Raw genomic sequence first — 26,598 nt, forward strand, 5'->3', positions numbered from 1 at the left:
GGGGCAGTATGAGCGAAAATGTATATCAATTTATAGACGTGCAGCGTGTAGACCCACGCAAAAAACCAATCTCGTCACGTAAAAAATCTTTCGTAGAAATTTACGAACCCTTTTCAGAGAATCAGGTTAACTCACAAGCTGATCGTTGTTTAGATTGTGGTAACCCGTATTGTGAGTGGAAGTGCCCAGTACATAACTACATTCCACAATGGTTAAAGTTAATACGCACAGGTCGTATTATAGAGGCAGCAGAGCTTTCTCATCGTACAAATAGCTTACCAGAGGTTTGTGGGCGTGTTTGCCCACAAGACCGTTTGTGTGAAGGTTCGTGTACATTAGATGAAGAGTTTGGTGCGGTTACAATTGGTAATATTGAAAAATACATTACCGATGAGGCATTTAAAATGGGCTGGAAGCCTGATATGTCTTATGTAACTTGGACCGACAAAAAAGTAGCTATTATTGGTGCAGGCCCAGCTGGTTTAGGGTGTGCTGATATTTTAGTTCGTAACGGCGTAAAACCAGTAGTGTTTGATCGTCACCCAGAAATTGGCGGACTACTCACGTTTGGTATTCCTTCTTTTAAACTTGAAAAAGAAGTGATGCAAAAGCGCCGTGAAATTTTCATTGAAATGGGCGTGGAGTTTAAGTTAAATGTTGAAGTAGGTGTTGATATTACGCTTGATCAAATTTTAGCTGATTACGACGCCGTATTTTTAGGAGTTGGTACGTATCAAAGTATGCGTGCAGGTCTTGAAAATGAAGATGCACCAGGTGTTCACGATGCACTCCCGTTTTTGATTGGTAACACTAACCGTGTAATGGGCTATGACGAGACTAAGCAGCCGTGTATTGATATGGCTAACCAAAAAGTCGTTGTACTTGGTGGTGGTGATACAGCGATGGACTGTGTGCGTACGTCTATTCGTCAAAATGCTGCAAAAGTAACGTGTGCTTATCGTCGTGATAAAGAAAATATGCCTGGTTCTAAACGTGAAGTTAAAAACGCCAAAGAAGAAGGCGTTATATTTACCTATAACGTTCAGCCTAAAGGCATTGTATTGAACGATAAAGGTAAAGTAACTGGCGTTAGAATGGTTAAAACTAAATTAGGCGAACCTGACGCAAATGGCAGAAGTCGTGCTGAAGAAGTACCTGGTTCAGAGCATGTGATAGAAGCTGACCAAGTTATTATGGCATTTGGTTTCCAGCCTCACAAAATGGATTGGTTAGAAAAATACGATGTAGAAATAAACCACTGGGGCGGCATTAATGCACCAGAACAGGGTGAATTTACACATCAAACAACGAACCCTAAAATATTTGCTGGTGGCGATATTGTGCGTGGTTCAGATTTAGTGGTAACCGCTATTTTTGAAGGACGTAATGCTGCAGAAGGTATTATGGATTACTTAAAAGTTTAGTTGTTCGTATTAATAAAATAAATAAGAAGCAAGCCAACTGGCTTGCTTTTTTTATTGTTTTATTCGAATGTAATGTCAACGTAGTTAGCCACAAACGGTATTATATTAATATCACCTGTAGCATAGCTTTCTTTAGCGAAACCTTGAGTTTTTACCTTTAGAGTACTACCAAGAGGGATTATTATGCTTTAGTGTGGGTGAGCTTGTTTCGAGCTAAATACGGATGCTTAGGGCATCTATTAAGCAGCCTTGAGGGTTAATTCATACATCAAACTTTACGCTTTACTTAACCAACACAAGGGTACAGGCATATCCTTATAGCAACTCGATTTTTTTGGATTTTCAGTAGTACTAGCTAACGTTATTTGGCCATAATCTGTAGCTTCTTTTGTTGCTTAATATGCTATAACTCTTGTTTGCATCGTTGTATAAATACTTTGATTTGAAGAGTTAATTGATTGGTTGCTTGGCTCAATACATATATACAGTACCGTTAACACCATCTTTAACTACGTGTGTTATATCACTACTTTAACTATTACTAGTACTATTAGTGCGGGTAGTGTGGGAATAAAAAAGTAAACTTATTTATTTTTTAACCCTTAATATTATTGCATTATCCCTAACAAAGGTAAGTAATGGTTAAAGTATTCGCTTTTATCAACCCGAAATAACTAATCTTAAGAGTTGATTTAAATATAAAGTTGGTCCATTATCGCACGCTGTTTACGGTTTGCTTACTTTCTGTGTACAAGTAAGCTTTTATATATTAATAAAATAAATAGAAATTATGTACGAATATTCAAACAAGTCGGAAAGGAAACTCATTGTTCGATTCTTCTCTTCAATAGGGTTTATAGCAACGTTTTCTATGGCTAGCTTAGCATTTATTAATAGCAGTTATTTATTAGCGTGTACCTTGGTGGTTTCTTCGTTTGTTTATTTATTGGCATTTAGCATAAGTAGGGGAGTAGAGAAGTCAGGCACTATAATTTTATACAACCTTTATGCACTAATGTTTTACCTAGTCCTCACTGGTGGAGCACAAGGAACAGGGCCTATATGGATATTCATAGTGTCTCCTGTTACTTATTCAATACGCGGACTTAAGCGAGGTACATTTGATATAATTTTGTTTTTATTAGCGATTGTTTTAGGCTTTTACTGCGCTGATACATTCAATATATATGACTATAGTCCGGAACAGTTTCCTATCAGAATCATACTCGCTTTTATAATTGTCGCGTCGCTGAGTGGCTACTACGAGTTTTCAAGAGAAAAATACAGCAGTAAAATAATTGCTTTGAGTCAAAAGAATGAATTTTTAGCAACTATAGATCCACTCACCAACCTGCCAAACCGTCGCTATACCATGAATAAGCTTGTGGCTTTCAAAAGTGAGCTGAAAGATAATAATACCCCCTTTGTAATTTTATTAGCTGATGTAGATAATTTTAAAAAAATTAATGATCAATTCGGCCATGATTTTGGCGATGAAGCACTTATTCAGTTAGCTAAAACCTTTGATAAAAGTATTCCAAAAAATGCGATTGCATCACGTTGGGGCGGAGAGGAGTTTTTAATTGTTATTCCAGATGCAACAGTTGAGCAGGGGGAGCAAGTTGCAGAAAAAATCCACAACACCCTTAAAGCTTCAGCTGTGAGCTTATTTTCAGATAGTACCAATATTACGCTAAGTATTGGTGTTATGTCTGCAAGTGCCGAACGCTCAATTGATCTTGATATCAAGCGTGCTGATGAACTACTTTATAAAGCAAAAGCGCAAGGTAAAAACAGAACGTGTTCTTCTTAAAAGTTTATCTACTTTAATCCATTGAAAACGAATCAAGTGATGGCTTTATTTTAGCCTTTCTGCGCTTTACGCTCATGTAACACATTGCATTACAGGCAATCTGCATTGTAATTAATACCCAATAACTGATGCCTAAGTCACTTAGGTTATTTATTTTTTCGCTAGTAAAGTAATAGGCTACGGCGATTATCTGAAGAACTAAAAAGCTATTTAAAAACCTCAGTAAACGCTGTTTAAAGTAAGTATGCTTATATTTACTAAAAATTATTAAACAGCTGCTTAGCGCTAATAAAAACCAACTTAAAATGATACAAAAATTAACTAAAGTACTGTGCATTATTTAATCCTTCAAAGCTCTATTAACCAATATTAGGCATGGGCCATTATTAGTTCTTTAGCATTCGCTTTAGCTGTTTTACTGATATTATCACCACCAAGTAAGCGAGCTATTTCATTAATACGACCATCTTTATTCAAAGGCAGCATATGAGTGAACGTTTCGCCTTGTGCTATTTCTTTAGCTACAAAAAATTGTTGGTGTGCGCTACTAGCAACTTGCGGTAAATGGGTAACACAAATCACTTGAGTAGACTTACCTAACTGGCGCAATAGTTTGCCTACGGCTGATGCCGTAGGGCCAGAAATACCTACATCAACTTCATCAAAAATAAGCGTTGGGGTTGTTACTTTTTGGGCAATAATTACCTGTATAGCAAGGCTAATTCGCGAAAGCTCACCACCTGAGGCTACTTTAGCTAACGGCTGAAGTGGCTGCCCAGGATTAGTTGATACTAAAAACGACACATTATCGTACCCTAAGCTATTTGGTGCGCGGCTACTCTCTTGAGTTAAAGCTATTTCAAATACACCGTTTTCCATCGATAAATTAGCCATGCTTTCACTTATTAGTGTGTTAAGTGTATTAGCATACTCATAGCGACTTTTACTTAGTTCATCGGCAGCTTGCTTATAACTAAGTAACGCGCTTTCTATTTCTGACTCTAGTTGCTCTAGACGATTACTATTATTACTTATTGACTCAAGCTCTTGAGCAATCGATTGATGAAACTCAACTAGCTGCTGTGGTTTTATGTGATGCTTACGCGCTAAATCCATCGCACCGCTTAGTCTATTTTCTACTTCACCTAAACGAGCAGGGTCTAAATCTGCTTGCTCAGTATAATTTCGAACTTCACGGCTTGCTTCTTCAACTTGTACTGCGGCTTCACTAAGGAGCGCTGCTACGCCCGCTAAGCTTTCGTCGTATTGAGCCAGCTCAGCGAATTGTTGGGCACTGTGCTGCAGCATTGAACAAGCATTTTGTTCATCACTTTCATATAAATATTGTAATTCACGTTGGCACGATTCTAATATTGTTTGGCTATTACTAAGTTTGTAATGCTCGGCCTCAATTAAATCAAACTCACTTTCTTGTAAGGCAAACTCATCGAGCTCTGCAACTTGGTATTCTAACAATTGTTTTTGCGCTGCTTGTTGCTGCTGTTGTTGCTCTAAATGTTTAAATTCTTTTTGTAAGTTAGCAAACTGTTTATAGTTGTTATTTACATCATTTACTAAGTGGTGATGCCCTGCATAGGCATCTAAAAGCTGTAACTGATGCTCAGCTTTTAATAAGTGTTGGTGGGCATGTTGTCCATGAATAGATATTAAATATTGACCAAGTTCTTTTAATTGTGATGCGGTAACGGCACTGCCATTAATATAGCTTTTACTGCGTCCATTTTTGCAAACAACACGACGCAATAAACATTCATTATCGTCATTGTTTAGCATATGTTGCTCTAAAAACGATTGAGCTAGCGGTAAATCTGTTAGGTCAAATTGAGCGCATACTTCTGCTTTATCAGAGCTTGGGCGCACTGCTGATGCTTCAGCTCGTTCACCTAAACATAATGATAGCGCATCAATAGCAATAGATTTACCAGCACCTGTCTCGCCTGTGATCGCGGTCATACCGCTGCGCCATTCTGTGCTTAAATTACTAACAATTGCAAAATTTTTAACTTCTAAACCAATTAACATACTGTTTATCCATCCAGTCAATTAACTGTTAATTTATACAGTGTTTTGGTTTTTTGCAAATTAATTTTTTATTATTTATGCAACGCTTACATCTTGAGTAAATTGTGTATCAGAAGTTTTTGGGGAGGTATCAATTTTATCATCAACAATATCAGTAGCTTGTATAGCGTCTTCGGTTTTAAGTAGCCCGATAAGTGGAGGTAAAGTATTTAGGTAAAAACTCTTATTGTATAAAATTCCTTGCTGAGGTAACTCAGATACAAAGTACTGTATATTATCAATCAATGGTTGGATTATATTCGTTTGATTAGTTTTAATTAACTCGTTGGACAACGTATTAATTAGTAGGTCAGCGGTATCTTCAAGTTGCTGTAAATTCTCTTCTGTATGCGATTGAACAACAAAAAAATTATTTACAATAGCTTGAATACGAGGAACGTATTTTGGGCGAATTATTTTAGCATCAAGAAGATCATTAAGTTTTACTCTAAGGCGTGAATTTACATGCGAAACACGTTCATTAAATAGCTTTTTTCTAGCTTCGATTGCTTTTTTGCGATTACTCTCAATTTTGAGGTAACTGTATAAAAGTGTAATTAATAGCAGTAAAGCAAAGAATACTACATAAGTCATTGCCGTTTGTTCCTGAAATGTTTAATTTTTAGTTGTTACTAATATTTTGCTCTATCGTTTAACTTTTGGCAATAAAATTAGTACAAACGACTACCCCAATTTAGTTTTGTACGTAAAACGTTGTAGTACGAGTAATTTTTTGGATGAATTAAGCGCAATTGTTTATCCGCTTTTTTAATTACTACCTCATCGCCGGGTAATACGGCAAGCACAACATGGCTGTCGCAACTTACTTGCAAGCTATCTGTATTTTCTAGGCTTAGCTTTAAGCGTACTTCGTTATCGGCATCGACCACTAAAGGTCTGCTAGATAAGGTATGAGGAAACATAGGCACTAACGATATTGCATTTAGCTCTGGCGTTAAAATTGGCCCGCCACCTGAAAGTGAATATGCCGTAGAGCCAGTAGGGGTTGATACTATTAAACCGTCAGAGCGCTGAGAAAACACAAAGTCATTATTTATAAAAGCTTCAAACTCAATCATATGCGCTACTTTATCGGCATGAAGTACCGCTTCGTTAACGGCAGAATTTGCACTCTTTAATTCGTTGTGGCGATATACTTCTACTTCTAATAAAAAGCGTTTTTCTTCAAGGTACTCACCACTGAGGACTTGCTCTAAGCTCGCTTCAAACCCTTCAGGGTTTAAATCAGTTAAAAAGCCAAGGTTACCTCTATTTACTCCAATTACAGCAATGTTAAAGCGCGCAAGCACGCGTGCAGCACCAAGCATGTTACCGTCACCGCCTACAACAATAGCTAAATCGGCTTGTTCTCCTAAGTCGACTAACTTAACAAGTTTGTCATGCGGGATATCGTCTAATTGACTCCCTGTGCGTTTTTCTACTATTACCTCAAAACCAAGCGCAAGTAAAAATGTATGTAAGCGCTGAAGGGTAGCAGCGGCTCCCGGGTGATTAGGTTTGCCAATTAGGCCAATGGTATTAAAAGGAGAGTCCATAATGTACGCACAAAAAGATTTAATAATTGTAGAGTAACTCAAAACAGAAGTGTTTGAAAATACAGATTATAGCAATATTATAAACCTTCAATTTTATTCGCAGTCAGTTAACTGCACGACTTGAAAAACAACTAGACGCCCCGATATCTCTTTCATGCAACAAGATGTAGATACCATGAAACTAAACTCACGAGATCAGCAAATTTTTTCAGCTGTTATGAACATGTACTGTAATGGTGAAGGCTTGCCTGTTCCATCAACAAAAATTGCCAAGCTCAAAGGCATGGCAGTATGCTCGGCTACGGTTCGTAATGCTATGGCTCGCTTAGAAAAAGTGGGGCTATTGTATTCACCTCATACATCTGCAGGACGAGTGCCCACAAATGAAGGGTTTGATTATTGGTTTGACGAGTTTTTTCCACTCGCTGACATTGCTAATTATTGGCAACCAGAGCAATCACAACTCGTTGAACTAGCACATGGTTTGAGCCAAAAATACCAAATATGTTGTTGTGTTGGTTTACCACAAGTCAGCTCGCAGCAAGTGTTTAGAGTAGAAGTGCTTGATTTTGATTCTACTGACTGGCTTATTCTATTAATAGACAGGGCTGGGCAGAGCCACAACATTTGTATTGATAAACCTCATGATTCGTCAGACTCTGTTCGTTATCAGTTTGCAACATGGTTGAATACCGTATTTAGCCAACAAACTCTTATGGAGGGTTTGTATCGTATGCAGGCGATGGCAAATACAGCGCCTCGAAATTGTCATGATTCGCTTAATCAATGGACGCGACAACTAAGTCAAAAATTAGGCTCAGATAATAGTATTGTAGTTGGCGAAAATTACCTCTATAAACAAATCGATTGTGAGCAAAGTTTAAATATTGGTGTTTCGTTTTTAAATTATGTAGAAGATAAACTCGCTTTTAAAAACGGTGTATCGGTACTTAATAGCGAAAAATTGCCTTTTACTGAGTGTGATGAATTGATCGTAATAAGCGTGCCGTACTTTCAAAATCAAGAATACCAAAGCCGCTTTTGTATAATTTGCCCTAAATCAGCGCAAATCGAAGAAATAATTCGAGAATTTAAATTAATTGAGGCATCTAACTCTTGAATCTTTTTATTCAATCCCCATAATTACCGCAGTTGTAAAGAATTGGAGCACGTATTTTATGTCTGAGCAGACACAAAACCCTGAGCAAGAAGTAGAATTAAACGAAGAAATTTCTAAAATGCAGGCTGATGTAGAAGCAGCAGTAGAAGCCGCTGATCAACATGCAGAAGAAGAGCAAAGCCCTGAAGCAGAAATAGCTATGCTATATGCAGAGCTTGAAGCTGCTAAACAAACTATTGCTGATCAAAAAGATGGTGTTGTTCGTGCTGCAGCAGACGTAGACAACATTCGTCGTCGTGCAGCACAAGATGTAGAAAAAGCGCATAAGTTTGCACTAGAAAAATTTGCTAACGAATTACTACCTGTAATTGATAATCTTGAGCGTGCTATTGAGTTTTCTGATAAAGAAAATGAGACTTTAAAGCCGTTGCTTGAAGGTATCGATATGACAGTTAAAAGCTTTAACGATGCTGTTGCAAAGTTTGGTGTTGAAATTGTAAACCCACAAGGTGAGCAGTTTAATCCAGATTTTCATCAAGCAATGTCAATTCAACCAAGTAACGATGTAACACCTAATACAGTACTTGCTGTTATGCAAAAAGGTTATACATTAAATGGTCGTTTATTACGCCCTGCAATGGTTATGGTTTCTAAAGCTGCTGATGCTTAATTGAATTATTAGTTTTAAAAATGCCTCATATTGAGGCATTTTTTTTGTCTTTTTTATAGTGAATTAACTGTACGAGCATAGTAAGCAACACAGCGCTAAACATTAGACTTGAAAATGGCACTGCGCTTTTTGCATGCATAATAGCGAGTAGTGGGCCAACTAACGCGCCACTGCCAAAACGAAGTGTGCCAATTACGGCCGTTGCCGTGCCTGTGTTTTTTTCAAACTTCATTAATATTAGCGAGTCAGCATTACTTGCAGTGACGCCTAAGCTCATCATTAATGGCGCAATAGCAGCCACAATATAATAAAGTGATAAGTGTAATAAGCTAAATGTTAGCAAAGCCAGCCCCGATACAAATCCAAATGTAAGCCCAATATAGAGCATTTTTCGAGAGCCCAGCCTTGGTACAATTCGCGTATTTAAAAAGTTACCAAACATCAGCGCCATTACGTTAAAGGCAAATAACACACCAAATAACTGTTCTGACACTTCATATAAATCTAAATAAATAAATGGTACTGAGGTCAAAAAGCAAAAAAATCCAAACGATACAAACATAGAACTGAGTATGTCGGCACGTGCATCTTTATTACTGAGTACTGTTTTATAGCTATCAAAAAATAGAGCGAGACCCTTTTTTTCATTTTTGTGAATAGGAATATCAATTAGATACACTTGCACTAACGCCAATATTAAAAAGCTATATCCAGCAAGCACCAAAAATATGGTTGACCAAACAGAAAATCCTAAAATAAACGAACCAACAGAGGGGGCAACTAACGGTGCTACCATCATAATCATCGATACATATGACATTCCTTTAGCTGTATTTTGCTGATAAATATGGCGAATAATACCCGGTACTACTACCGTTGCTGCCGCTCCCGTAAATGCTTGCACTGCTCTAAGAGTCCAAAAAGCATGGACTTCGGTGGTAAATGCCAGTGCAAGTGAGCTTGCACCAAATAAGGTTAAGCCGATACGTGCAAGCTTACGGCGGCCAATTTGATCGGCAATGGGGCCAAAAAATAGCATCCCTAATGAATAGCCTGCTAAGTAAATACTCAACGATATTTGTACATTGGGCATATTAGTGTGTAAATCGTTTGCAATTACCAGCATGGCAGGTAAGTACATATCTATCGCCAATGGCGTAATCGCCACTATACTGGCCAATAAAGGCAATAAAATACGGGTATTAAAAGACGAGGCTGAGGCGTCCATGTGTAAACTCAACAATCACTAAAAACAATGGTTATAGTGTAACAGGGCATTGTATTTGAATAAACTTAGTTTGCCCGCTAAGTTTATCGTCATATTGTTTTTTTTTAATATAACGGTACATAAAGCAAATATTTTAAATTGGTACTGTGTTTGCTATTCTACAAGCAATAAAAAATTCATTACTTAAGAGAATTATCATGAAAAAACTAGTACTTGCAGTATTAGCGACAGCCGTTTTAGCCGGTTGTAAAACGTCACCAACAGGACGTACTCAAATAGCGCTTTACTCAGATCAACAAATGAGTGAAATGGGCACAGCTAGCTTTGCAGATATGAAAAAAAGCCAACCAATTAATAAAGATCCAAAAACAAATGCATATGTAAATTGCATTGCTGAAAAAGTAGTCGCTGTATTACCAAAAGAATACGCGTCGCAAAATTGGGAAGTAGTGGTATTTGAAGATGAATCTGCTAACGCTTTTGCACTACCTGGGGGTTACATTGGGGTTCATACGGGCTTATTAAAAATAGCCACCAATCAAGACCAACTAGCAACAGTACTAGGTCACGAAGTAGGGCACGTAATAGCTGAGCATTCTAATGAGCGTGTTTCACAAAGCTCTATTTTAGATACCGGTATGCAGCTGGGCAGCGCGGCACTTGAAATGGGTAATATTCAATACCGTAACGAAATTATGCAAGGCTTAGGTTTGGGCGCACAATATGGAGTTGTTTTACCATTTAGCCGCTCTCACGAATCAGAAGCCGATACTATAGGTCTGGATTTAATGGCACAGGCGGGTTTTAATCCACAAGAGTCGGTTACACTTTGGGAAAATATGAGTGCAGCGGGCAGCGGTACAACCCCTGAGTTTTTATCTACTCACCCAGCGCCAAGTAACCGTATTAAAAATTTACAAGCGCAAATGAGTAAAGCACTTAGCGAGCAAGGCACTGCTAAAGCACAGGGTAAAAACCCACAATGCACACTGTAGCTAAGCGCTTTACTATTTGAAGTAGTGTACGTTTAGTATTAATGCGTAATTAAAATAAAACCCCTGTAAGTATTTTACCTACAGGGGTTTTATTTTAGTTTTTAAGCGTGGTTATTCAGCAGCAAGTGCTTGTTTAAATACATTTTTAAAGCGTTCGAAATCTTCAATGTGCGGCAGGTGCCCTAAATTATCCAGTTCAAATAATTGTGCGTCAGGGATAAGTGTTGCAGCGTGTTTGCCTAATTTATCATATCGACCAAGCTCGTAATCAACACCGTCTTTTTTCCAGTTACGGCCAGGGCCGGTTCTATCGCGTGTACCAATAATTAATTTAACCGGTACAGTTAAATCTTTAAATTCGGTTATTACAGGTTGAGTGAAAATCATATCGTATGTTTTTGCATTTACCCATGCCATTTGTTCTTTATCCGGGCCTTGTATTTGCCCTGTTATAAAGTCGGTTAAGGCTGAATATGTGGCATTCCACTTACCATCGTAGTAATTTTTTTGTTGGTATTTTCTTACGCCTTCTGGCGTTTTTGAAAATTCGTTTTTATAGAAAAAATTTGTATCTTTGTAATCAACATACTGCAGGTAGTTTTCAAGCCCAATAGGGTTAAGTAAAATTAATTTACTTGTTGTGTTTGGGTACATTAATGCAAAACGACTCGCTAGCATCCCACCTATAGAGTGCCCTAATACAATTGACTCTTTTATATTAAGTGAGTCCATTAACGCATGAGTATGATGAGCAAGAGCCGCAAATGAATACTGGTAATTAGTTGGTTTAGATGATTTTCCAAAACCAATTTGATCAGGAATTAATACGCCGTAGCCTAAAGATTGCAGGTATTGCGCAGTGGTAGTCCAGTAATCTGCATTAAAATTTTTGCCGTGCATAAGCGTCACTGTAGGCATGTCGGATTTGGTAGGCTTTAAGTAAATATAGGCCATTTTAAGAGACTGTTTTTGTGACTCAATGTTAAAGTAATTTACTTTAAAGTCGTACTGGTAACTGCTTAAAAGCGCATCATAAGAAAGTGAAGAGGTATCTTGCGTTGTGCTCGCTAATGCATTGTTTGTTAATAACAATAAAGTAGAAAAGCAAATAACTTTAATCGACGACATTTGGTTGCTCCAATTAAGGACAAATAATATGAGCTCTAATATATAAAACTCAGAATAATTCATTATAGTAACCAAACATTAAGTACTATTCAATTGAGGCTTTGTCATGCTCAACGTTGTTTAATTTGGAGATGAAAAAAGCGAAGCTAAAAGAGAGCTTCGCTTATTAATGTAGGGTAAAACGAGTATCGTTAAAGCTTAAAACGTCCACTCAATATGGATTTGTGGCACTGACTCAGTGACTTCAGTACCTAGTTTATTGTGCCAGTATTGTAATTCCATACCCAACAGTAGTGTGTTTTCTTTCATTTGAAGAGCGTGGCCCATATCCCATATTAAAATAGGCTGTGCGAGTATCCACGCCTCTACATCGTTACCAAATTCATCTTCACGTTCTGCAATGTATTCAGCGTGGCCTTTAAAGCTAAATTTTTGTGAGCCAATAGTGAAAGGGTATTCAAAGGCAACATCAAGCATCCAGCTATTTGTTTCAATAGGAGCCCCGCCTTTTGCTACACCTTCACTATCGTCAATGTAAGCTGTGAATAGCGTTTGAAAAAAGTTAAACCCAGGTACATCCCAGCTTAATTTAACACCAGGCAAGTATTTCATTACTTTAGCGTCGCCAGCAACGTTAATACCACCGGTAAGGCCCACATCTAATAATGCGCCTGCGCCAATTTTTTCGCCGCTAATGGCCGATAAGCTTACCGTTGAATACCACTCACCATAAAAATCAGCATCTTGGTAACCATCATCGGTATCGTCTTTACTGTAATCGATAAAAAAGAAGTTATCGCCGTAATCGTAACCCGATGCATGTTGAACCGAGTAAACAGTGGTGTTTGACTCTTGCTCAGTGAATGGGTTTTTTTGGTTGCCATTATTAATATGTAGTGCTGTGCTGCTCCAATTAGCCGCAAAAGCAGAAGACGATAAAGCAATTGATGTAAAAGTAACGAGAGGAAGTAATTTTTTAAATTTCATATCTGTATTTAACTATAATTTTAGTGACACGCGAAGGCGCGCATTATAGCAAAAGTGATTGATATGTAGAGTATTATTTTAACATATGTTGCAGCTTACTTATTAAGCTGCAACATAGTATCGGTGTTTAAATTATGCTTTATTACGGCGTAAGCAAATAACTGCAATGGCTGTAAATGCTAAAATAAAACAGTAGTATGACGAGGTAGATACTTCCCACGGGCTAATTTTAAACGTAGCACCTAATAACAATGCTTGGGCACCGTATGGCAATGAACCCTGTGTAACACAGGCAAATATATCAAGTAAACTGGCAGAGCGTTTACCGCTTATTTCACCGTCATCTGCTAGCTTTTTAGCAATAGGACCGGCCACAATAATAGACACTGTATTATTAGCAATACATACATTACTTGTTAAAACTAACGCAGCGATACCTAATTGATCTGCCACTTTACGGTGCCATTTTGCAATGATTTTAGTAATTGCTTGAATTTTTTGAGCAATGTAATCAAGACCACCGTTGATACGAATAAATTCAGATAAGCCACCAATAAACATAGAAAGTAAAAATATTTCCTGCATATCAGTAAAGCCTTTGTAAATGTTTTTTACAAAGCTTGCGCCTTCGTAACTTCCTGTAAAGCCCATTAATGCGGCAAAAATAATACCGCTAAACAACACTACAAATACGTTCAAGCCAGCAACTGCTAACACTAAAATAAAGGCATAAGGAAGTACTAACCAAATGTCATAGTCTTTAGTTTCAACTACTTGTGCAGCAGGTGTTAAATAAAACAACAGGGCGATTGTTAGAATGGCTGCAGGGACTGCAATTTTAAGATTTTCTTTAAACTTGTCTTTCATTTCACAACCTTGCGTGCGCGTAGCTGCAATAGTGGTGTCTGAAATAATAGATAAGTTATCGCCAAACATAGCGCCAGATACAATCGTACCGGCCATTAATGCTGGATCTATACCCGTTTTAATTGATACCGCATAAGCGATAGGGCCAATGGCGCCAATTGTTCCCATTGACGTTCCCATTGCAGTAGAAACAACGGCCGCAATTAAAAACAAACCAGGGAGCAATAACGAAGGTGGAATAAGCGATAAGCCTGCATTTACTACAGCATCTACACCACCGGTTGCACTTGCCACAGCCGAAAAAGCACCTGCAAGTAAGTAGATTAAACACATGGTAATAATATTGTTGTGTCCGGCACCTTTAATAAAGGTCTCTACACATTGGTTTACCGTGCCTTTATTTAAAATAAACGCAAGCATAATAGCGGGCAATATAGCAACAGGTGCAGGTAGTTGGTAAAAAGCATAATCAACCCCTTGCGATTGCAAATACAAACCTGAGCCTAAAAATATCGCTACAAAGGTAAGTAGGGGAAGTAAAGAAAGTATTGCTTTGTTTTTATTAAATGATGGCTGCATCATAATCCTCATAACCAGTAAAATTTATCACAGCCAAAACTCCTCTTTTAGCTGAATTTAGCAGTGCAACTTTTTATTTTAAAAAGTTGTTAGCCGCAGCGTCCGCAAGCCAAAGACCAAATCGACGCGAAATAGAAGTTTAAATGTATAGATGGCTAAAGTAAACTGGTATTGTTATTATTATTAAATTAAAAGGTCACCTGACTATTGCATGACTTTTAGATAATATCTATATAGCAACGCGATTTTCAGCGATTAATATTTATCCAACTGCATAAAAATACCCACCTGCGTATTTTGTAATGCCCGGATATATGGCTAATAAACGGATTCAAATTAAATTAGGTAAAAACCATGACTACAAATCGAATAGGTGTTTTTGGTGCTAACGGCAGAATGGGCTTAGCCCTATTAGAAGCCGTGACAATTAAAGAGCAAACACAACTTACAGGCGCATATGTTCGTAGTGGTTCATCGCTATTAGGCATTAATGTAAATCAAGTAAATAGCGCAGCCGATAACAGTGTTAGCTTTAGCGACGAAAGTACAATAGATAATGTAGATGTTTTAATCGACTTTACGCTGCCAGCGGGTATGAAAAACCATTTAAAAACAGCTGTTGCACAAAAAATTCCTATGGTGATTGGCACAACAGGTTTAACAAATGATGATATGGCGCTATTACACGATGCCGCTAAACATATCCCTATTGTATTTGCGCGAAATTACAGCGTAGGTGTCAATGTATTACTTAACCTTGTGCAAACTGCAGCGACTAAGTTTGGTGACGATTTAGATATCGAAATATTTGAAGCGCATCACCGTCATAAAATAGATGCACCATCGGGTACTGCACTGGCAATAGGTGAGTCAATCGCGCAAGCGAAAGGCTGGGATCACGACGAGGTTGCGGTATATGACCGAAGCCAAGTAGAAACAGCGAAATCTCAAAATGAGATTGGTTATTCTGTCCTAAGAGGGGGCGATATAGTAGGTGAACATACCGCATACTTCGCTACAATGGGCGAAAGGCTTGAATTAACACATAAAGCAAGTTCGAGAATGACGTTCGCTCTAGGTGCTATAAGGGCTGCAAGCTGGTTGAAAAACAAACCTGCTGGACTTTATGATATGCAAGATGTGCTAGATCTTAAGTAGTTTAGTTACTATTTTAACTGTTTGGGTCTAATTTTACCTACAGTGACTTATTTGTAACAATTAACCAAATAATGTTAGACCTAAATAGCAACTTCATGTAATATGCAGCCAATTTGCCAAAAATTACTAAATGCGTGTTTCCAATTATACCCAAGTGGCTAGTAAATCCAGGGTTTCAGTGGGAATGAAAATAGTTTTAGGCAAGAAAAATGATTGAAGGTTGAATGCTTTACATCTGCATCATTTAAGACTGCGTAAAACAATTTAAGCTCACAAAAATCTGGTTTTGACGATCCCTCTGGGTATTGGCGGGGTGTTAAGCAATTGCTTACTCCCGTTTTTTACTGTTAGGAGGTTTAACTTGACTAAATCCGCTCTGTTAGTCCTAGAAGACGGCACAGTGTTTCGCGGTACTGCAATCGGCACTGACGGCATGTCAGTCGGTGAAGTGGTATTCAATACGTCTATGACTGGTTATCAAGAAATTTTGACTGATCCATCATACGCGGAACAAATCGTAACTTTGACGTACCCACATATCGGTAATACGGGTACCAACAGCGAAGACGAAGAAGCGAATCAAATTTGGGCTAAAGGCCTAGTGATCCGTGATTTGCCACTGCTAGCAAGTAACTTTCGTAACGAGCAATCGTTAGATGATTACTTAAAAGAACGTAATATTTTAGGTATTGCGGACATCGACACCAGAAAGCTAACTCGAATTTTGCGTGATAAAGGCGCACAAAACGGGTGTATTGTTGCCGGTGACGAGCTAGACGAAAATAAAGCGTTACAAGCCGCGCAAGCCTTCCCAGGCTTAAAAGGTATGGATTTAGCAAAAGTTGTCTCAACCAAGGAAAATTTTGAGTGGCGCGAATCAAGCTGGACATTAGGTGAAGGATTTAAAACCCTTGACGCTGCTGATGAAAAGTTTCATGTTGTTGCCTACGACTTCGGTGTAAAACGTAATATTTTACGTATGCTTGTAGACCGTGGTTGTAAACTTACAGTAGTACCAGCGCAAACTTCTGCCGCTGACGTACTTGCTTTAAACCCTGATGGTATCTTCCTATCTAATGGCCCTGGTGATCCTGAGCCATGTACTTACGCTATTGAAGCCATTCAAGCCTTTTTAGAAACCGACACACCTATTTTTGGTATCTGTTTAGGTCATCAGTTATTAGCTCTTGCCTCAGGTGCTAAAACAGAAAAAATGAAATTTGGTCACCACGGTGGTAACCACCCAGTTAAAGACCTAGACCGTAATGTAGTTATGATCACAGCTCAAAACCATGGTTTTGCAGCTCAAGAATCAAGCCTACCAAGTACGCTTCGTGCCACGCATAAATCGTTATTTGATGGAACGCTTCAAGGTATTCATCGTACTGATAAGCCTGCGTTTAGCTTCCAGGGTCACCCTGAAGCAAGTCCAGGTCCACACGATGCAGCACCATTATTTGACCACTTCATCGATTTGATGCAAGCGCGTAAACACTAATTTAACTGGAGTAATAATGCCAAAACGTACCGACATAAAAAGCATTCTTATCTTAGGCGCAGGCCCAATTGTAATTGGTCAAGCTTGTGAGTTTGACTACTCTGGTGCTCAAGCGTGTAAAGCACTTAGAGAAGAAGGCTATAGAGTTATATTAGTTAACTCAAACCCTGCAACTATCATGACCGATCCTGAAATGGCCGATGCTACCTACATCGAACCAATTCACTGGGAAGTGGTAGAAAAAATTATTGAAAAAGAAAAGCCAGATGCAGTACTGCCTACAATGGGTGGTCAAACAGCATTAAACTGTGCACTTGATTTAGACAAGCACGGTGTATTGGCTAAGCACGGCGTTGAGCTAATTGGCGCAACGGCGGATGCAATCGACAAAGCAGAAAACCGTGAACGCTTTGACGTAGCAATGAAAAACATTGGCCTTGAATGTCCTCGTGCTGAAATTGCTCACTCAATGGAAGAAGCTAAAGATACAATGAGCCGAATTGGCTTACCATGTATCATTCGTCCTTCTTTCACCATGGGTGGCACCGGTGGCGGTGTTGCTTACAACATGGAAGAGTTTGAAGAAATTTGTGAGCGCGGTTTAGACTTATCGCCAACAAACGAATTATTGATTGATGAATCACTGATTGGTTGGAAAGAGTACGAAACAGAAGTTGTACGTGATAAAAACGATAACTGTATTATTGTTTGTACCATTGAAAACTTTGACCCTATGGGTGTTCACACTGGCGATTCAATCACCGTTGCACCAGCGCAAACGCTAACCGACAAAGAATACCAAATTATGCGTAACGCCTCTATGGCGGTATTACGTGAAATTGGTGTAGAAACTGGCGGTTCTAACGTGCAGTTTGGTATTAATCCTGAAGATGGCCGTATGGTTATCATTGAGATGAACCCACGCGTATCACGTTCATCTGCACTTGCATCAAAAGCAACGGGTTTCCCAATTGCTAAAATTGCTGCAAAGCTAGCAGTAGGTTACACGCTTGACGAGCTTCAAAACGATATTACTGGCGGTAAAACTCCAGCGTCTTTTGAGCCTTCAATCGATTACGTTGTAACAAAAATTCCTCGCTTTAACTTTGAAAAATTTGCCGGTGCTAACGACCGCTTAACTACGCAAATGAAATCGGTTGGCGAAGTAATGGCGATTGGTCGTAACCAACAAGAATCATTACACAAAGCATTACGTGGTCTTGAAGTGGGCGCAACAGGTTTTAACCCAATAGTTGCACTTGATGACCCTAAAGCGAAAGAAAAAATCATCCGCGAATTACGCGAGCCAGGTGCTGAGCGTATCTGGTACATTGCCGATGCAATGCGCCATGGTATGAGCGTTGATGATGTTTATGAGCTGACTAAAGTTAATCGCTGGTTCTTAGTACAAATAGAAGATATTTTAAAAGACGAAGCAAAAATTGGTGAAGTAGGTATGGCTGGTTTAAATGCCGACTTCCTACGTAAACTCAAACGCAAAGGTTTCGCAGATCCACGTATAGCTGAAATTGCTGGTGTATCTGAAGCTGAAATTCGTAAAAAACGTCACCTATTAAACATCGTGCCAGTATACAAGCGTGTTGATACGTGCGCCGCAGAATTTAGCTCAGACACAGCTTACATGTACTCATCTTACGATGAAGAGTGTGAAGCAAACCCAACAGATAAAGACAAAATCATGGTTATTGGTGGCGGTCCTAACCGTATCGGCCAAGGTATTGAATTTGATTACTGCTGTGTACATGCCTCGCTTGCGCTTCGCGAAGACGGCTATGAAACCATTATGGTTAACTGTAACCCTGAAACGGTTTCTACCGATTACGATACATCTGATAGACTATACTTTGAGCCAATTACACTTGAAGACGTACTTGAAATCGTACGTGTTGAAAAGCCAAAAGGCGTTATCGTGCAGTACGGTGGTCAAACACCACTTAAATTAGCGCGTGAGCTTGAAGCCAATGGCGTGCCAGTAATAGGTACCTCACCTGATGCGATTGACCGTGCAGAAGATCGCGAACGTTTCCAACAACTTGTTGAGCGTTTGAACTTACTTCAGCCAGAAAATGCAACAGTAACTTCAACTGAAGAAGCACTACTTAAATCAGTTGAAATTGGTTTTCCACTCGTTGTACGTCCGTCGTATGTACTAGGTGGTCGTGCAATGGAAATTGTATACGATGAAGACGATTTGCGTCGCTACATGACCGAAGCTGTATCTGCATCAAACGAAGCACCTGTATTACTGGACCGTTTCTTAGATAACGCAATTGAAGTTGACGTTGACGCGATTTGCGACGGCGAACAAGTAATTATTGGCGGTATCATGGAGCACATTGAGCAAGCCGGTGTTCACTCTGGTGACTCAGCATGTTCATTACCAGCACATTCTTTATCGCAAGAAGTGCAAGATGTAATGCGCAAGCAAGTAACCGATATGGCGCTTGAGCTTGGTGTTGTTGGCTTAATGAATACACAGTTTGCTGTAAAAGATGGCAAAGTGTACTTAATTGAGGTTAACCCGCGTGCAGCACGTACTGTACCGTTTGTATCAAAAGCAACCGGTGTAGCGCTTGCAAAAGTGGCGGCTCGTTGTATGGCGGGTCAGTCTTTGGCAAGCCAAGGTATTACTAAAGAAGTGCTCCCTCCTTATTACAGCGTTAAAGAAGTTGTTTTACCATTTGCTAAGTTTCAGGGTGTGGATCCAATTCGTGGCCCTGAGATGCGCTCAACGGGTGAAGTGATGGGTGTTGGTGATACTTTCGCCGAAGCATTCGCAAAAGCACAATTAGGTGCAAGCAACACTTTACCACGCGGTGGTCGCGCGTTATTATCTGTTCGTAATAGCGATAAGCCACGCATTGTTGAATTAGCCAAGATTATGACCGACTTAGGTTTTGAACTTGACGCAACGGGTGGCACGGCACAAGCTCTTGAAGAAGCTGGCATTGAAGTACGACGTGTAAACAAAGTATATGAAGGCCGCCCGCATATTCTTGATTATATCAAGAATAAAGAGTACAGCTATATCGTTAATACCACCGAAGGTCGCCAAGCGATCGAAGATTCGAAGGTGTTACGTCGTGGTGCATTGCAAAATAAAACCAACTATACGACAACCTTGAACGCAGCTTTTGCTAACTGTACTGCTAACAAAGCAGATGACCGTAGTAAAGTAACGTCAGTTCAAGAGCTACACCTGCGATTGAACTAAGGAAATGTGCCAAGGCCAACTAGGGCCTTGGTGTTAAGTGAGAAAAGTATGCAATCAATTCCGATGACAGTTCGTGGCGCAGATTTACTGCGCAAAGAGCTTAACGAATTAAAAACAGTTACCCGTCCTAAAATCGTAAGTGATATTGCGGTTGCACGTGAACATGGTGACTTAAAAGAAAACGCTGAGTACCACGCTGCGCGTGAGCAACAGGGTTTTTGTGAAGGTCGTATTCAAGAAATTGAAGCAAAGCTTTCAAATGTTCAAATTATCGATGTAACTAAAATGCCAAATACGGGCAAAGTTATTTTTGGCACAACAGTAACTATAGTAAATGTAGATACTGATGCAGAAGTAAAATACCGTATCGTAGGCGATGATGAAGCAGATATTAAAAACAACTTAATTTCTGTTAATTCACCGATTGCACGTGGCTTAATTGGTAAACAAATGGACGACGCAGTGTCTATTCAAACGCCAAAAGGTATCGTTGAGTACGAAATCATTGAAGTTGAGTATCTTTAACGCATAACTCACTTTAACGTTTTAAATAAAAACCGATGTATTTACATCGGTTTTTTTATGCCTTAAATAAATCACTATACTAATAAGAGCGTTCATATTGTATAAAGAGTAAGCATGATGATATAGGTACATAATCACTTTATACCAATCTGCTTATATATGGGGTCTATTTAACGTTAAGAAAATTACGCTAGAACTAGGCAAAAGTTTTTATATCTAGTTGTTCTAAATAAAAAACTTTTAACGACGTTATAGTGCAATTTAATTCGTTAAATTGATCAAAGATTTATGCAGGTTGGTATTATTAAAAAGGAACACTCAATGGCTAATATACTTTACCCAGCGCCTTTAAAAGTAGGTTCTAAAATTGCTATTTGCTCGCTTTCATCTGGGCTAAAAGAAAAGTATCACGGACGATTAGATATTGTTATAAATGGACTAAAACAACGAGGGTATGATGTTGTTGAAGGCGAGTTTTTACGTCAAAACAAGCCACGTGAACAGCTTAATGCTAAAGCGCATGCTAAGCAGCTAATGGGTTTTTTATTAGATGATGAAATAGATGCGATTATGCCGCCAATGGGTGGTGAGCTGGCAATGGAAATACTACCACTACTTGATTTTAACGCCATTAAAGAAGTAAAGCCTAAGTGGTTAGTTGGTTTTTCTGATGTGAGTACTATTGCATGTGCACTCACTGCTAAGTGCCAATGGGCAACCCTTCACAGCGCCAATCTTATGCAGTTACACCCTGATGAAAAAAATCCGTATAGCCTACAAATATTTGAAACTCTGACCTACGAAGCCGGTAGCAAATTTGAGCAAGGACCTTCTTCTTTATATCAAAAAAATAAGCCTAATTACGCGCAAAACCCGAACGAACTACTCAGCCCGAGTGAGCCCACAAACTGGCAATGTTTAAACTACACAGATAAACGTACTATAGAGATGTCTGGTCGCTTATTTGGTGGGTGTTTAGATACCGTAGGTTTATTGCTCGACTCGCCATTTTTAGCGCTGCATGAGTTTAAAAAGGACAGTGCGACCGAAGGGCTTATTTTATACCTCGAAAACTCAGAGCTTACACCCACAACCGTTGCACGATTTTTACTGTCATTAAAATTAGCCGGTATATTTGATGACATCAATGGCTTGGTTTTAGGGCGAAGTGAAATAACTCAAGGTCATTACGATGCCTTTGACTATCGCCATGCGTTAGATGTAGCGTTAGGTGGGTGTTTATTTCCAGTAATTTTTGATGCAGATATAGGGCACGTTCAACCTAACTTAAATTTGGTCAATGGTGCTACCTGTACGCTGGTTGCAGATATAAACGAAGGTATTGTGGAGTGCGCATCGTTAAATATTCAACTTTCGTAGTTTTTATTGTGTTTAGTTTTGAAAAACAAATAAATACAAGCGTATAATAGGCTTGCAGTAAGTGCTAACGCTTACTGTAAATTCTCAGGGCGGGGTGAAATTCCCCACCGGCGGTATGTTTAATGTTATTTGTAACTTAAATGAGCCCGCGAGCGCTTTATTTAACTTATTTTTACAGTAATTAGGTTAAGTAAAGGTCAAGCAGATCTGGTGAGATGCCAGAGCCGACGGTTACAGTCCGGATGAAAGAGAATATGGCTTATTATACTAAAACCAATTTTGTTAAAAACATGATCGTTGTATCGCATTAAGTGAACTATTTTCTTAGCGCTATAATTAGTTACTAATTTAATGTTATTGGTATAACAGTGTGCGCTGCATTTTGCTGCGTGCTTTTTGTTATTTTATCTAAGCTATTTTGGTGGTGTTCGCTTTAAATTTTAGGCGATAAATTACTGATCCTTTCACAGTCCTGAATCTATTATTTTTTATTTGGAATATAATGATGATTCAGTCTCTACTTACTCAATTCGGCGAAAGCCATACCCGCGTACAAAGCGCAATTATTGCACTACAGCAAGGGCAAGGCGTACTTGTTGTTGATGATGAAAACCGTGAAAATGAAGGCGACTTTGTATTTTCAGCTGAGCACTTAACGACTTCTCAAATGGCTGAAATGATCCGCGAAGGCAGCGGTATTGTTTGTTTATGCATGGGGGATGAGCGCATTAAACAGCTCGACTTACCGCAAATGGTAGCTAACAATACGAGTCAAAATAACACCGCTTATACAGTCACTATTGAAGCTAAGCATGGCGTAACAACAGGTGTGTCTGCTGCTGATAGAGTAACTACTATAAAAGCAGCGACAGCGGATAATGCAAAACCAAGTGATTTATCGCGCCCAGGGCATGTATTTGGTTTAAAGGCACAAACGGGTGGCGTATTAGTGCGTCGCGGTCATACCGAAGCATCCGTTGATTTAATGCAACTTGCCGGCTTAAAACCATTTGGCGTAATTTGCGAACTGACAAATCCTGATGGTTCAATGGCGCGCTTACCTGAGGTGAGTGATTATGCTAATAAACATAATATGACCGTGGTTTCTATTGAAGATTTAGTGCAATACATTCAGGCTGCACAGCGCAAAGTAAGTTAAACTGCTTTAAAGCAAAAAAACCACTTATTTAAATAAGTGGTTTTTTAATATTGTTATCATTTAAGTTTATAACGTATTACTTATAAAACCTGAATAACTTGCTCTTTTGCTAAGCGAGATTTAGGTAATTTAGCATTATAATCTTCAGCGCTATCATGATAGCCAAGTACTAATGCGACGTCGCATACGTAACCATCAAGTTCTTTTTCAAAGACTTCGCCAATCAGCTGTGCGTCTACGCCTTCCATTGGGGTTGAATCAATGCCTAAACGTGCAGCGGCATGCATAGTGTTACCCAGTGCAATGTAAGTTTGTGCTTTAGTCCACTCTTCATTAACGCCTTGCTCATCAGTATTCATATCAACAAACGCATAAGCACCAAAAGCTTGTTCGCGATTTTCTGCTTTAGTACGGCCATTTTTAATATCTGCATCAATAACTTGTTCGTAGTCATCGCGGGTATATTTAGGATTGTGAGCGAACAATATTATATGCGAAGCTGTTTTAATATGTGGCTGGTTAAACGCAAATTTATTAGCAAATGTACTATGCATACGCTCTTTAGCCTCATCTGATTCAATTACGATGAATTTCCAAGGCTGCGAGTTAATAGATGATGGAGATAGGCGCATAGCTTCGTAAATAACGGCTAAATCGTCTTGAGATACACGTTTTGTTGCATCGTAACGTTTTGCTGTGTAACGCTTTTCTAAGTCATTAATAATAGGGTGAGTCATTAGTTTCTCCATTGAGTAGGTGTTTTACCAGTATTTACTATGTTGAGTCAGTTTTAGTAAAAACAAACCCTTTTAAAAATTTATTACAAAAATAATATCGTGTTTTTAAATCACTCTACTTATTTGATTCAATTGATATCTACGTAAAATAAGGCCTATCAATATAGCTAGGTACGGATAGTAGTGGGTTATTACAATATGATAAACAGGTATATGGTTAAATCATTATCAAATATTATTAGGTAATAGTTTCTTTAATAAATATAAATACACTAATAGCCACCCCGAAATATTGGCTGAAGACACCAGTTGCATTGGTGCCTTCAATTAATTCAGGCAGCGCGTGTTTAGTATTTATGGAATTAAAAACCTTCCAACACTATTTTGCCAATAGAGCGACCTTCTTCAAGTTCTGCGTGTGCAATACGCAGGTTAGCCGCATTTATAATGCCTAAATTTTTACCAATCGTTGTTTGAATGTAGCCTTGGTCAATCAAATCGGCAACATGATTTAATAACTTACTTTGCTCAATTAAATCTTTGGCGTTAAACATTGAGCGGGCAAACATAAATTCCCAATGTAGAGATAAACTCTTCATTTTTAATTTACTTACATCGAGTGACTCAGGATCGTCAATCATTGCAATTTTACCAAATGGTGCAAGTACGTCTGTATATGCTTCTAAGTAAGTATCAGTACTGTGCAGGCTTGCTACATGTGTTACCGAGCCAATGTTTAATGCGTCAATTTGAGCGGGTAATGGTTTTGTATGATCAACAACATAATCAGCACCTAGTTTTTTAACCCATGCTTGTGAGCTTTCGCGCGATGCAGTGGCAATCACCGTTGCGCCAGTAATCGCTTTAGCAATTTGAATAAAAATAGAGCCAACGCCGCCTGCGGCACCTGTTACTAAAATAACTTCGTCTGATTTTGTTGTTGCATCAGCAGCTTGTTTTACAATGTTTAAATGCTCAAATAATAATTCGTACGCTGTTATTGCGGTAAGGGGTAATGCAGCAGCTTCAGCATCGTTTAAGCTCTGCGGTTTAAATCCTACAATGCGCTCATCCACTAATTGAAATTCTGCATTACTACCTGGGCGAGTAATATCACCAGCGTAATAAACCGCATCACCGAGTTTAAATGCCGTTACAGCATCGCCGATTGCAACAACTTCACCAACGGCATCCCAACCAATAACTTTTACTTCACCCTCAGCAGGGGGCATAGATGCACGCACTTTGTAATCTACTGGGTTAACTGCAATAGCTTTAACTTTTATAAGTAAATCGCGACCTGTTGCAACTGGCTGTGGTAATTCAACATCAATTAACGATTCAGGGTTAGTAATAGGAAGAGATTTTTATAACCAATGGCTTTCATAATAAATGTCCTAGTTTGTTTACATATAAGGTGCAAGCCATGCTTTGGCGAGCTGATAGATATATAATAGACCTTGCTTTAACATAGATAAACCGCATAATTGTTGAATCATTATCAAATATAAATAGATAACATGAACATAGAAGATTTAAAACTTATTTTAAAAGTCGCTGAGTTTAGAAGTATTACGCTCGCAGCTGCTAAGTTAGATATGCGTACAGCCACAGCAAGCGCTGCTATTAAACGTGTTGAGTCAGCCCTTGGTAGTGAACTGTTTGTTCGTACAACACGTCATTTGAGGCTATCGGCTGCTGGGGAGCGCTACATACCACAATGTGAGCAGGCTTTGGCAGTACTTGAGCTTGCAAAGCAAAACCTTAAAGGTGAGCACGACGAAATAGAAGGCGAATTGCGTGTTGCCCTTTCATCTGACTTAGGGCGTAACTTAGTGATCCCATGGATTGATGAACTTATGGACACTTATCCAAAGCTAAGTTTAAGAACGCATATAAGTGATAGTAATATCGACTTTTACCGTGACTCAGTTGATATAGCGCTTCGTTATGGCTCGCCTAATGATGCTAGCGTTTATGGTTTCAAAATTTGTAACGTACCGCGCTTGTTATGTGCAACTGACGAATACCTCTTACGAAATGGGGCTCCCGTGCATCCTGATGATTTAGCATCGCATCAAGGTTTGTTTTATCAGTTGCAGGATATTATAAATAATACGTGGGAATTCACCGATGGTGAGTCAAAATATAAAGTTAAAATGGACGGTAGGCGCGCCTCAAACGATGGCGATTTAGTGAGGCGCTGGTGCGTTGCGGGTAAAGGCTTGGCTGTAAAATCAGCCCTTGATATAGCTGATGATTTACTCAATGGCAGGGTGATTACTGTAATGCAAGATTATCAACATGTTAATGGTGAACTTTGGCTTATTTGCCCAAGTAGGCAGTCAATAACCCCGGCGGTGCGTTTACTACGTGATGCATGCAGAGCAAAATCCCAAGCTATTTTGCAGCAGTTGGTAAAGAAAGGAATTATTGATAAAAGCGCTCTGAGCTAAT

The 26,598-nt window shown here is 39.0% G+C and carries 21 protein-coding genes, 1 pseudogene and 1 riboswitch; of the genes and pseudogenes, 12 read left to right on the plus strand and 10 right to left on the minus strand.

Annotation, left to right across the window (positions count from 1 at the left end; all coding sequences use genetic code 11):
* The first annotated feature begins 8 nt into the window (after nucleotides 1-8).
* Nucleotides 9-1,424, plus strand: a complete 1,416-nt coding sequence (locus GQR53_RS02625) for an FAD-dependent oxidoreductase (protein ID WP_165742779.1) — start codon at nucleotides 9-11, stop codon at nucleotides 1,422-1,424.
* Between the two features lie 790 nt (nucleotides 1,425-2,214).
* Nucleotides 2,215-3,237, plus strand: coding sequence for a GGDEF domain-containing protein (locus GQR53_RS02630; RefSeq protein ID WP_331461819.1), 1,023 nt, complete (start codon nucleotides 2,215-2,217; stop codon nucleotides 3,235-3,237).
* 13 nt (nucleotides 3,238-3,250) lie between these two features.
* Here the strand turns inward: GQR53_RS02630 and GQR53_RS02635 are convergent, their stop codons facing one another.
* From GQR53_RS02635 to nadK, 4 genes are all read right to left on the minus strand, one after another.
* Nucleotides 3,251-3,574, minus strand: a complete 324-nt coding sequence (locus tag GQR53_RS02635) for a hypothetical protein (RefSeq protein WP_165742781.1) — start codon at nucleotides 3,572-3,574, stop codon at nucleotides 3,251-3,253.
* Nucleotides 3,575-3,606: 32 nt separating this feature from the next.
* Nucleotides 3,607-5,280, minus strand: coding sequence for a DNA repair protein RecN (gene recN, locus GQR53_RS02640; RefSeq protein WP_024604213.1), 1,674 nt, complete (start codon nucleotides 5,278-5,280; stop codon nucleotides 3,607-3,609).
* A gap of 75 nt (nucleotides 5,281-5,355) precedes the next feature.
* Nucleotides 5,356-5,913 carry a hypothetical protein gene (locus tag GQR53_RS02645; protein ID WP_165742782.1) on the minus strand — a complete coding sequence of 186 codons (558 nt, stop codon included), beginning with the start codon at nucleotides 5,911-5,913 and terminating at the stop codon, nucleotides 5,356-5,358.
* A 77-nt stretch (nucleotides 5,914-5,990) separates the two neighbouring features.
* Entirely contained in the window at nucleotides 5,991-6,875 is an 885-nt protein-coding gene (gene nadK / locus GQR53_RS02650; protein WP_004335384.1) for an NAD(+) kinase, read from the minus strand.
* 154 nt (nucleotides 6,876-7,029) lie between these two features.
* Here nadK and GQR53_RS02655 point away from each other — a divergent pair, with 154 nt between their 5' ends.
* Both GQR53_RS02655 and grpE read left to right on the plus strand, forming a co-directional pair.
* Nucleotides 7,030-7,995 (plus strand): HrcA family transcriptional regulator, encoded by a 966-nt coding sequence (locus GQR53_RS02655; RefSeq protein ID WP_024604215.1) that lies wholly within the window; start codon nucleotides 7,030-7,032, stop codon nucleotides 7,993-7,995.
* 58 nt (nucleotides 7,996-8,053) lie between these two features.
* The gene (gene grpE, locus GQR53_RS02660; RefSeq protein WP_024597391.1) at nucleotides 8,054-8,665 is read left to right on the plus strand and encodes a nucleotide exchange factor GrpE; all 612 of its coding nucleotides are present in this window, start codon (nucleotides 8,054-8,056) and stop codon (nucleotides 8,663-8,665) included.
* 25 nt (nucleotides 8,666-8,690) lie between these two features.
* Here the strand turns inward: grpE and GQR53_RS02665 are convergent, their stop codons facing one another.
* A complete protein-coding gene (locus GQR53_RS02665) occupies nucleotides 8,691-9,893 on the minus strand; it encodes a Bcr/CflA family efflux MFS transporter (RefSeq protein ID WP_165742783.1) in 1,203 nt (400 codons plus the stop codon).
* 197 nt (nucleotides 9,894-10,090) lie between these two features.
* Here GQR53_RS02665 and GQR53_RS02670 point away from each other — a divergent pair, with 197 nt between their 5' ends.
* Complete coding sequence (locus tag GQR53_RS02670; RefSeq protein WP_165742784.1) at nucleotides 10,091-10,888, plus strand: M48 family metallopeptidase; 798 nt, start codon at nucleotides 10,091-10,093, stop codon at nucleotides 10,886-10,888.
* A gap of 111 nt (nucleotides 10,889-10,999) precedes the next feature.
* On the opposite strand, the gene GQR53_RS02675 is transcribed toward GQR53_RS02670, so the two are convergent.
* The 3 genes from GQR53_RS02675 to GQR53_RS02685 form a co-directional block, all read right to left on the minus strand.
* Nucleotides 11,000-12,016 carry an alpha/beta hydrolase gene (locus tag GQR53_RS02675; protein WP_165742785.1) on the minus strand — a complete coding sequence of 339 codons (1,017 nt, stop codon included), beginning with the start codon at nucleotides 12,014-12,016 and terminating at the stop codon, nucleotides 11,000-11,002.
* A gap of 198 nt (nucleotides 12,017-12,214) precedes the next feature.
* Nucleotides 12,215-13,003 (minus strand): nucleoside-binding protein, encoded by a 789-nt coding sequence (locus GQR53_RS02680; RefSeq protein WP_165742786.1) that lies wholly within the window; start codon nucleotides 13,001-13,003, stop codon nucleotides 12,215-12,217.
* Nucleotides 13,004-13,135: 132 nt separating this feature from the next.
* A complete protein-coding gene (locus GQR53_RS02685) occupies nucleotides 13,136-14,449 on the minus strand; it encodes a Na+/H+ antiporter NhaC family protein (protein WP_165742828.1) in 1,314 nt (437 codons plus the stop codon).
* A gap of 354 nt (nucleotides 14,450-14,803) precedes the next feature.
* Between GQR53_RS02685 and dapB the strand changes: the two genes are divergently transcribed.
* The 6 genes from dapB to ribB all read left to right on the plus strand — a co-directional run bounded on the left by dapB (nucleotide 14,804) and on the right by ribB (nucleotide 23,404).
* Nucleotides 14,804-15,607 (plus strand): 4-hydroxy-tetrahydrodipicolinate reductase, encoded by an 804-nt coding sequence (gene dapB, locus GQR53_RS02690; RefSeq protein ID WP_165742787.1) that lies wholly within the window; start codon nucleotides 14,804-14,806, stop codon nucleotides 15,605-15,607.
* Between the two features lie 361 nt (nucleotides 15,608-15,968).
* A complete protein-coding gene (carA, locus tag GQR53_RS02695; protein ID WP_165742788.1) occupies nucleotides 15,969-17,105 on the plus strand; it encodes a glutamine-hydrolyzing carbamoyl-phosphate synthase small subunit in 1,137 nt (378 codons plus the stop codon).
* Between the two features lie 16 nt (nucleotides 17,106-17,121).
* Nucleotides 17,122-20,340, plus strand: a complete 3,219-nt coding sequence (gene carB, locus GQR53_RS02700) for a carbamoyl-phosphate synthase large subunit (protein WP_165742789.1) — start codon at nucleotides 17,122-17,124, stop codon at nucleotides 20,338-20,340.
* 48 nt (nucleotides 20,341-20,388) lie between these two features.
* The gene (gene greA, locus GQR53_RS02705) at nucleotides 20,389-20,865 is read left to right on the plus strand and encodes a transcription elongation factor GreA (protein WP_149592013.1); all 477 of its coding nucleotides are present in this window, start codon (nucleotides 20,389-20,391) and stop codon (nucleotides 20,863-20,865) included.
* Nucleotides 20,866-21,186: 321 nt separating this feature from the next.
* Entirely contained in the window at nucleotides 21,187-22,245 is a 1,059-nt protein-coding gene (locus tag GQR53_RS02710; RefSeq protein ID WP_165742790.1) for a S66 peptidase family protein, read from the plus strand.
* A gap of 76 nt (nucleotides 22,246-22,321) precedes the next feature.
* Nucleotides 22,322-22,503, plus strand: a riboswitch (FMN riboswitch).
* Between the two features lie 247 nt (nucleotides 22,504-22,750).
* Nucleotides 22,751-23,404, plus strand: coding sequence for a 3,4-dihydroxy-2-butanone-4-phosphate synthase (gene ribB / locus GQR53_RS02715; RefSeq protein WP_165742829.1), 654 nt, complete (start codon nucleotides 22,751-22,753; stop codon nucleotides 23,402-23,404).
* A gap of 80 nt (nucleotides 23,405-23,484) precedes the next feature.
* Here the strand turns inward: ribB and GQR53_RS02720 are convergent, their stop codons facing one another.
* Nucleotides 23,485-24,141 (minus strand): nitroreductase family protein, encoded by a 657-nt coding sequence (locus GQR53_RS02720; RefSeq protein WP_165742791.1) that lies wholly within the window; start codon nucleotides 24,139-24,141, stop codon nucleotides 23,485-23,487.
* A 362-nt stretch (nucleotides 24,142-24,503) separates the two neighbouring features.
* A pseudogene (locus GQR53_RS02725) lies at nucleotides 24,504-25,528 on the minus strand (zinc-binding alcohol dehydrogenase family protein).
* A 133-nt stretch (nucleotides 25,529-25,661) separates the two neighbouring features.
* Between GQR53_RS02725 and GQR53_RS02730 the strand changes: the two are divergent.
* A complete protein-coding gene (locus tag GQR53_RS02730) occupies nucleotides 25,662-26,597 on the plus strand; it encodes a LysR family transcriptional regulator (RefSeq protein WP_165742792.1) in 936 nt (311 codons plus the stop codon).
* Nucleotide 26,598 lies beyond the last annotated feature (1 nt).

The sequence above is a fragment of the Pseudoalteromonas sp. Z9A6 genome (assembly GCF_011378805.1).
Classification (GTDB): domain Bacteria; phylum Pseudomonadota; class Gammaproteobacteria; order Enterobacterales; family Alteromonadaceae; genus Pseudoalteromonas; species Pseudoalteromonas distincta.

Bases quoted from the DNA above. Each gene is read 5' to 3' on its own strand.
- GQR53_RS02645 (WP_165742782.1), bottom strand. From the start codon at position 5,913: ATGACTTATGTAGTATTCTTTGCTTTACTGCTATTAATTACACTTTTA.
- GQR53_RS02675 (WP_165742785.1), bottom strand. From the start codon at position 12,016: ATGTCGTCGATTAAAGTTATTTGCTTTTCTACTTTATTGTTATTAACA.
- GQR53_RS02680 (WP_165742786.1), bottom strand. From the start codon at position 13,003: ATGAAATTTAAAAAATTACTTCCTCTCGTTACTTTTACATCAATTGCT.
- GQR53_RS02670 (WP_165742784.1), top strand. From the start codon at position 10,091: ATGAAAAAACTAGTACTTGCAGTATTAGCGACAGCCGTTTTAGCCGGT.
- recN (WP_024604213.1), bottom strand. From the start codon at position 5,280: ATGTTAATTGGTTTAGAAGTTAAAAATTTTGCAATTGTTAGTAATTTA.
- GQR53_RS02730 (WP_165742792.1), top strand. From the start codon at position 25,662: ATGAACATAGAAGATTTAAAACTTATTTTAAAAGTCGCTGAGTTTAGA.
- GQR53_RS02655 (WP_024604215.1), top strand. From the start codon at position 7,030: ATGCAACAAGATGTAGATACCATGAAACTAAACTCACGAGATCAGCAA.
- GQR53_RS02720 (WP_165742791.1), bottom strand. From the start codon at position 24,141: ATGACTCACCCTATTATTAATGACTTAGAAAAGCGTTACACAGCAAAA.
- GQR53_RS02665 (WP_165742783.1), bottom strand. From the start codon at position 9,893: ATGGACGCCTCAGCCTCGTCTTTTAATACCCGTATTTTATTGCCTTTA.
- dapB (WP_165742787.1), top strand. From the start codon at position 14,804: ATGACTACAAATCGAATAGGTGTTTTTGGTGCTAACGGCAGAATGGGC.
- GQR53_RS02625 (WP_165742779.1), top strand. From the start codon at position 9: ATGAGCGAAAATGTATATCAATTTATAGACGTGCAGCGTGTAGACCCA.
- greA (WP_149592013.1), top strand. From the start codon at position 20,389: ATGCAATCAATTCCGATGACAGTTCGTGGCGCAGATTTACTGCGCAAA.
- grpE (WP_024597391.1), top strand. From the start codon at position 8,054: ATGTCTGAGCAGACACAAAACCCTGAGCAAGAAGTAGAATTAAACGAA.
- GQR53_RS02635 (WP_165742781.1), bottom strand. From the start codon at position 3,574: ATGCACAGTACTTTAGTTAATTTTTGTATCATTTTAAGTTGGTTTTTA.
- GQR53_RS02685 (WP_165742828.1), bottom strand. From the start codon at position 14,449: ATGCAGCCATCATTTAATAAAAACAAAGCAATACTTTCTTTACTTCCC.
- GQR53_RS02630 (WP_331461819.1), top strand. From the start codon at position 2,215: ATGTACGAATATTCAAACAAGTCGGAAAGGAAACTCATTGTTCGATTC.
- ribB (WP_165742829.1), top strand. From the start codon at position 22,751: ATGATTCAGTCTCTACTTACTCAATTCGGCGAAAGCCATACCCGCGTA.
- GQR53_RS02710 (WP_165742790.1), top strand. From the start codon at position 21,187: ATGGCTAATATACTTTACCCAGCGCCTTTAAAAGTAGGTTCTAAAATT.
- carB (WP_165742789.1), top strand. From the start codon at position 17,122: ATGCCAAAACGTACCGACATAAAAAGCATTCTTATCTTAGGCGCAGGC.
- nadK (WP_004335384.1), bottom strand. From the start codon at position 6,875: ATGGACTCTCCTTTTAATACCATTGGCCTAATTGGCAAACCTAATCAC.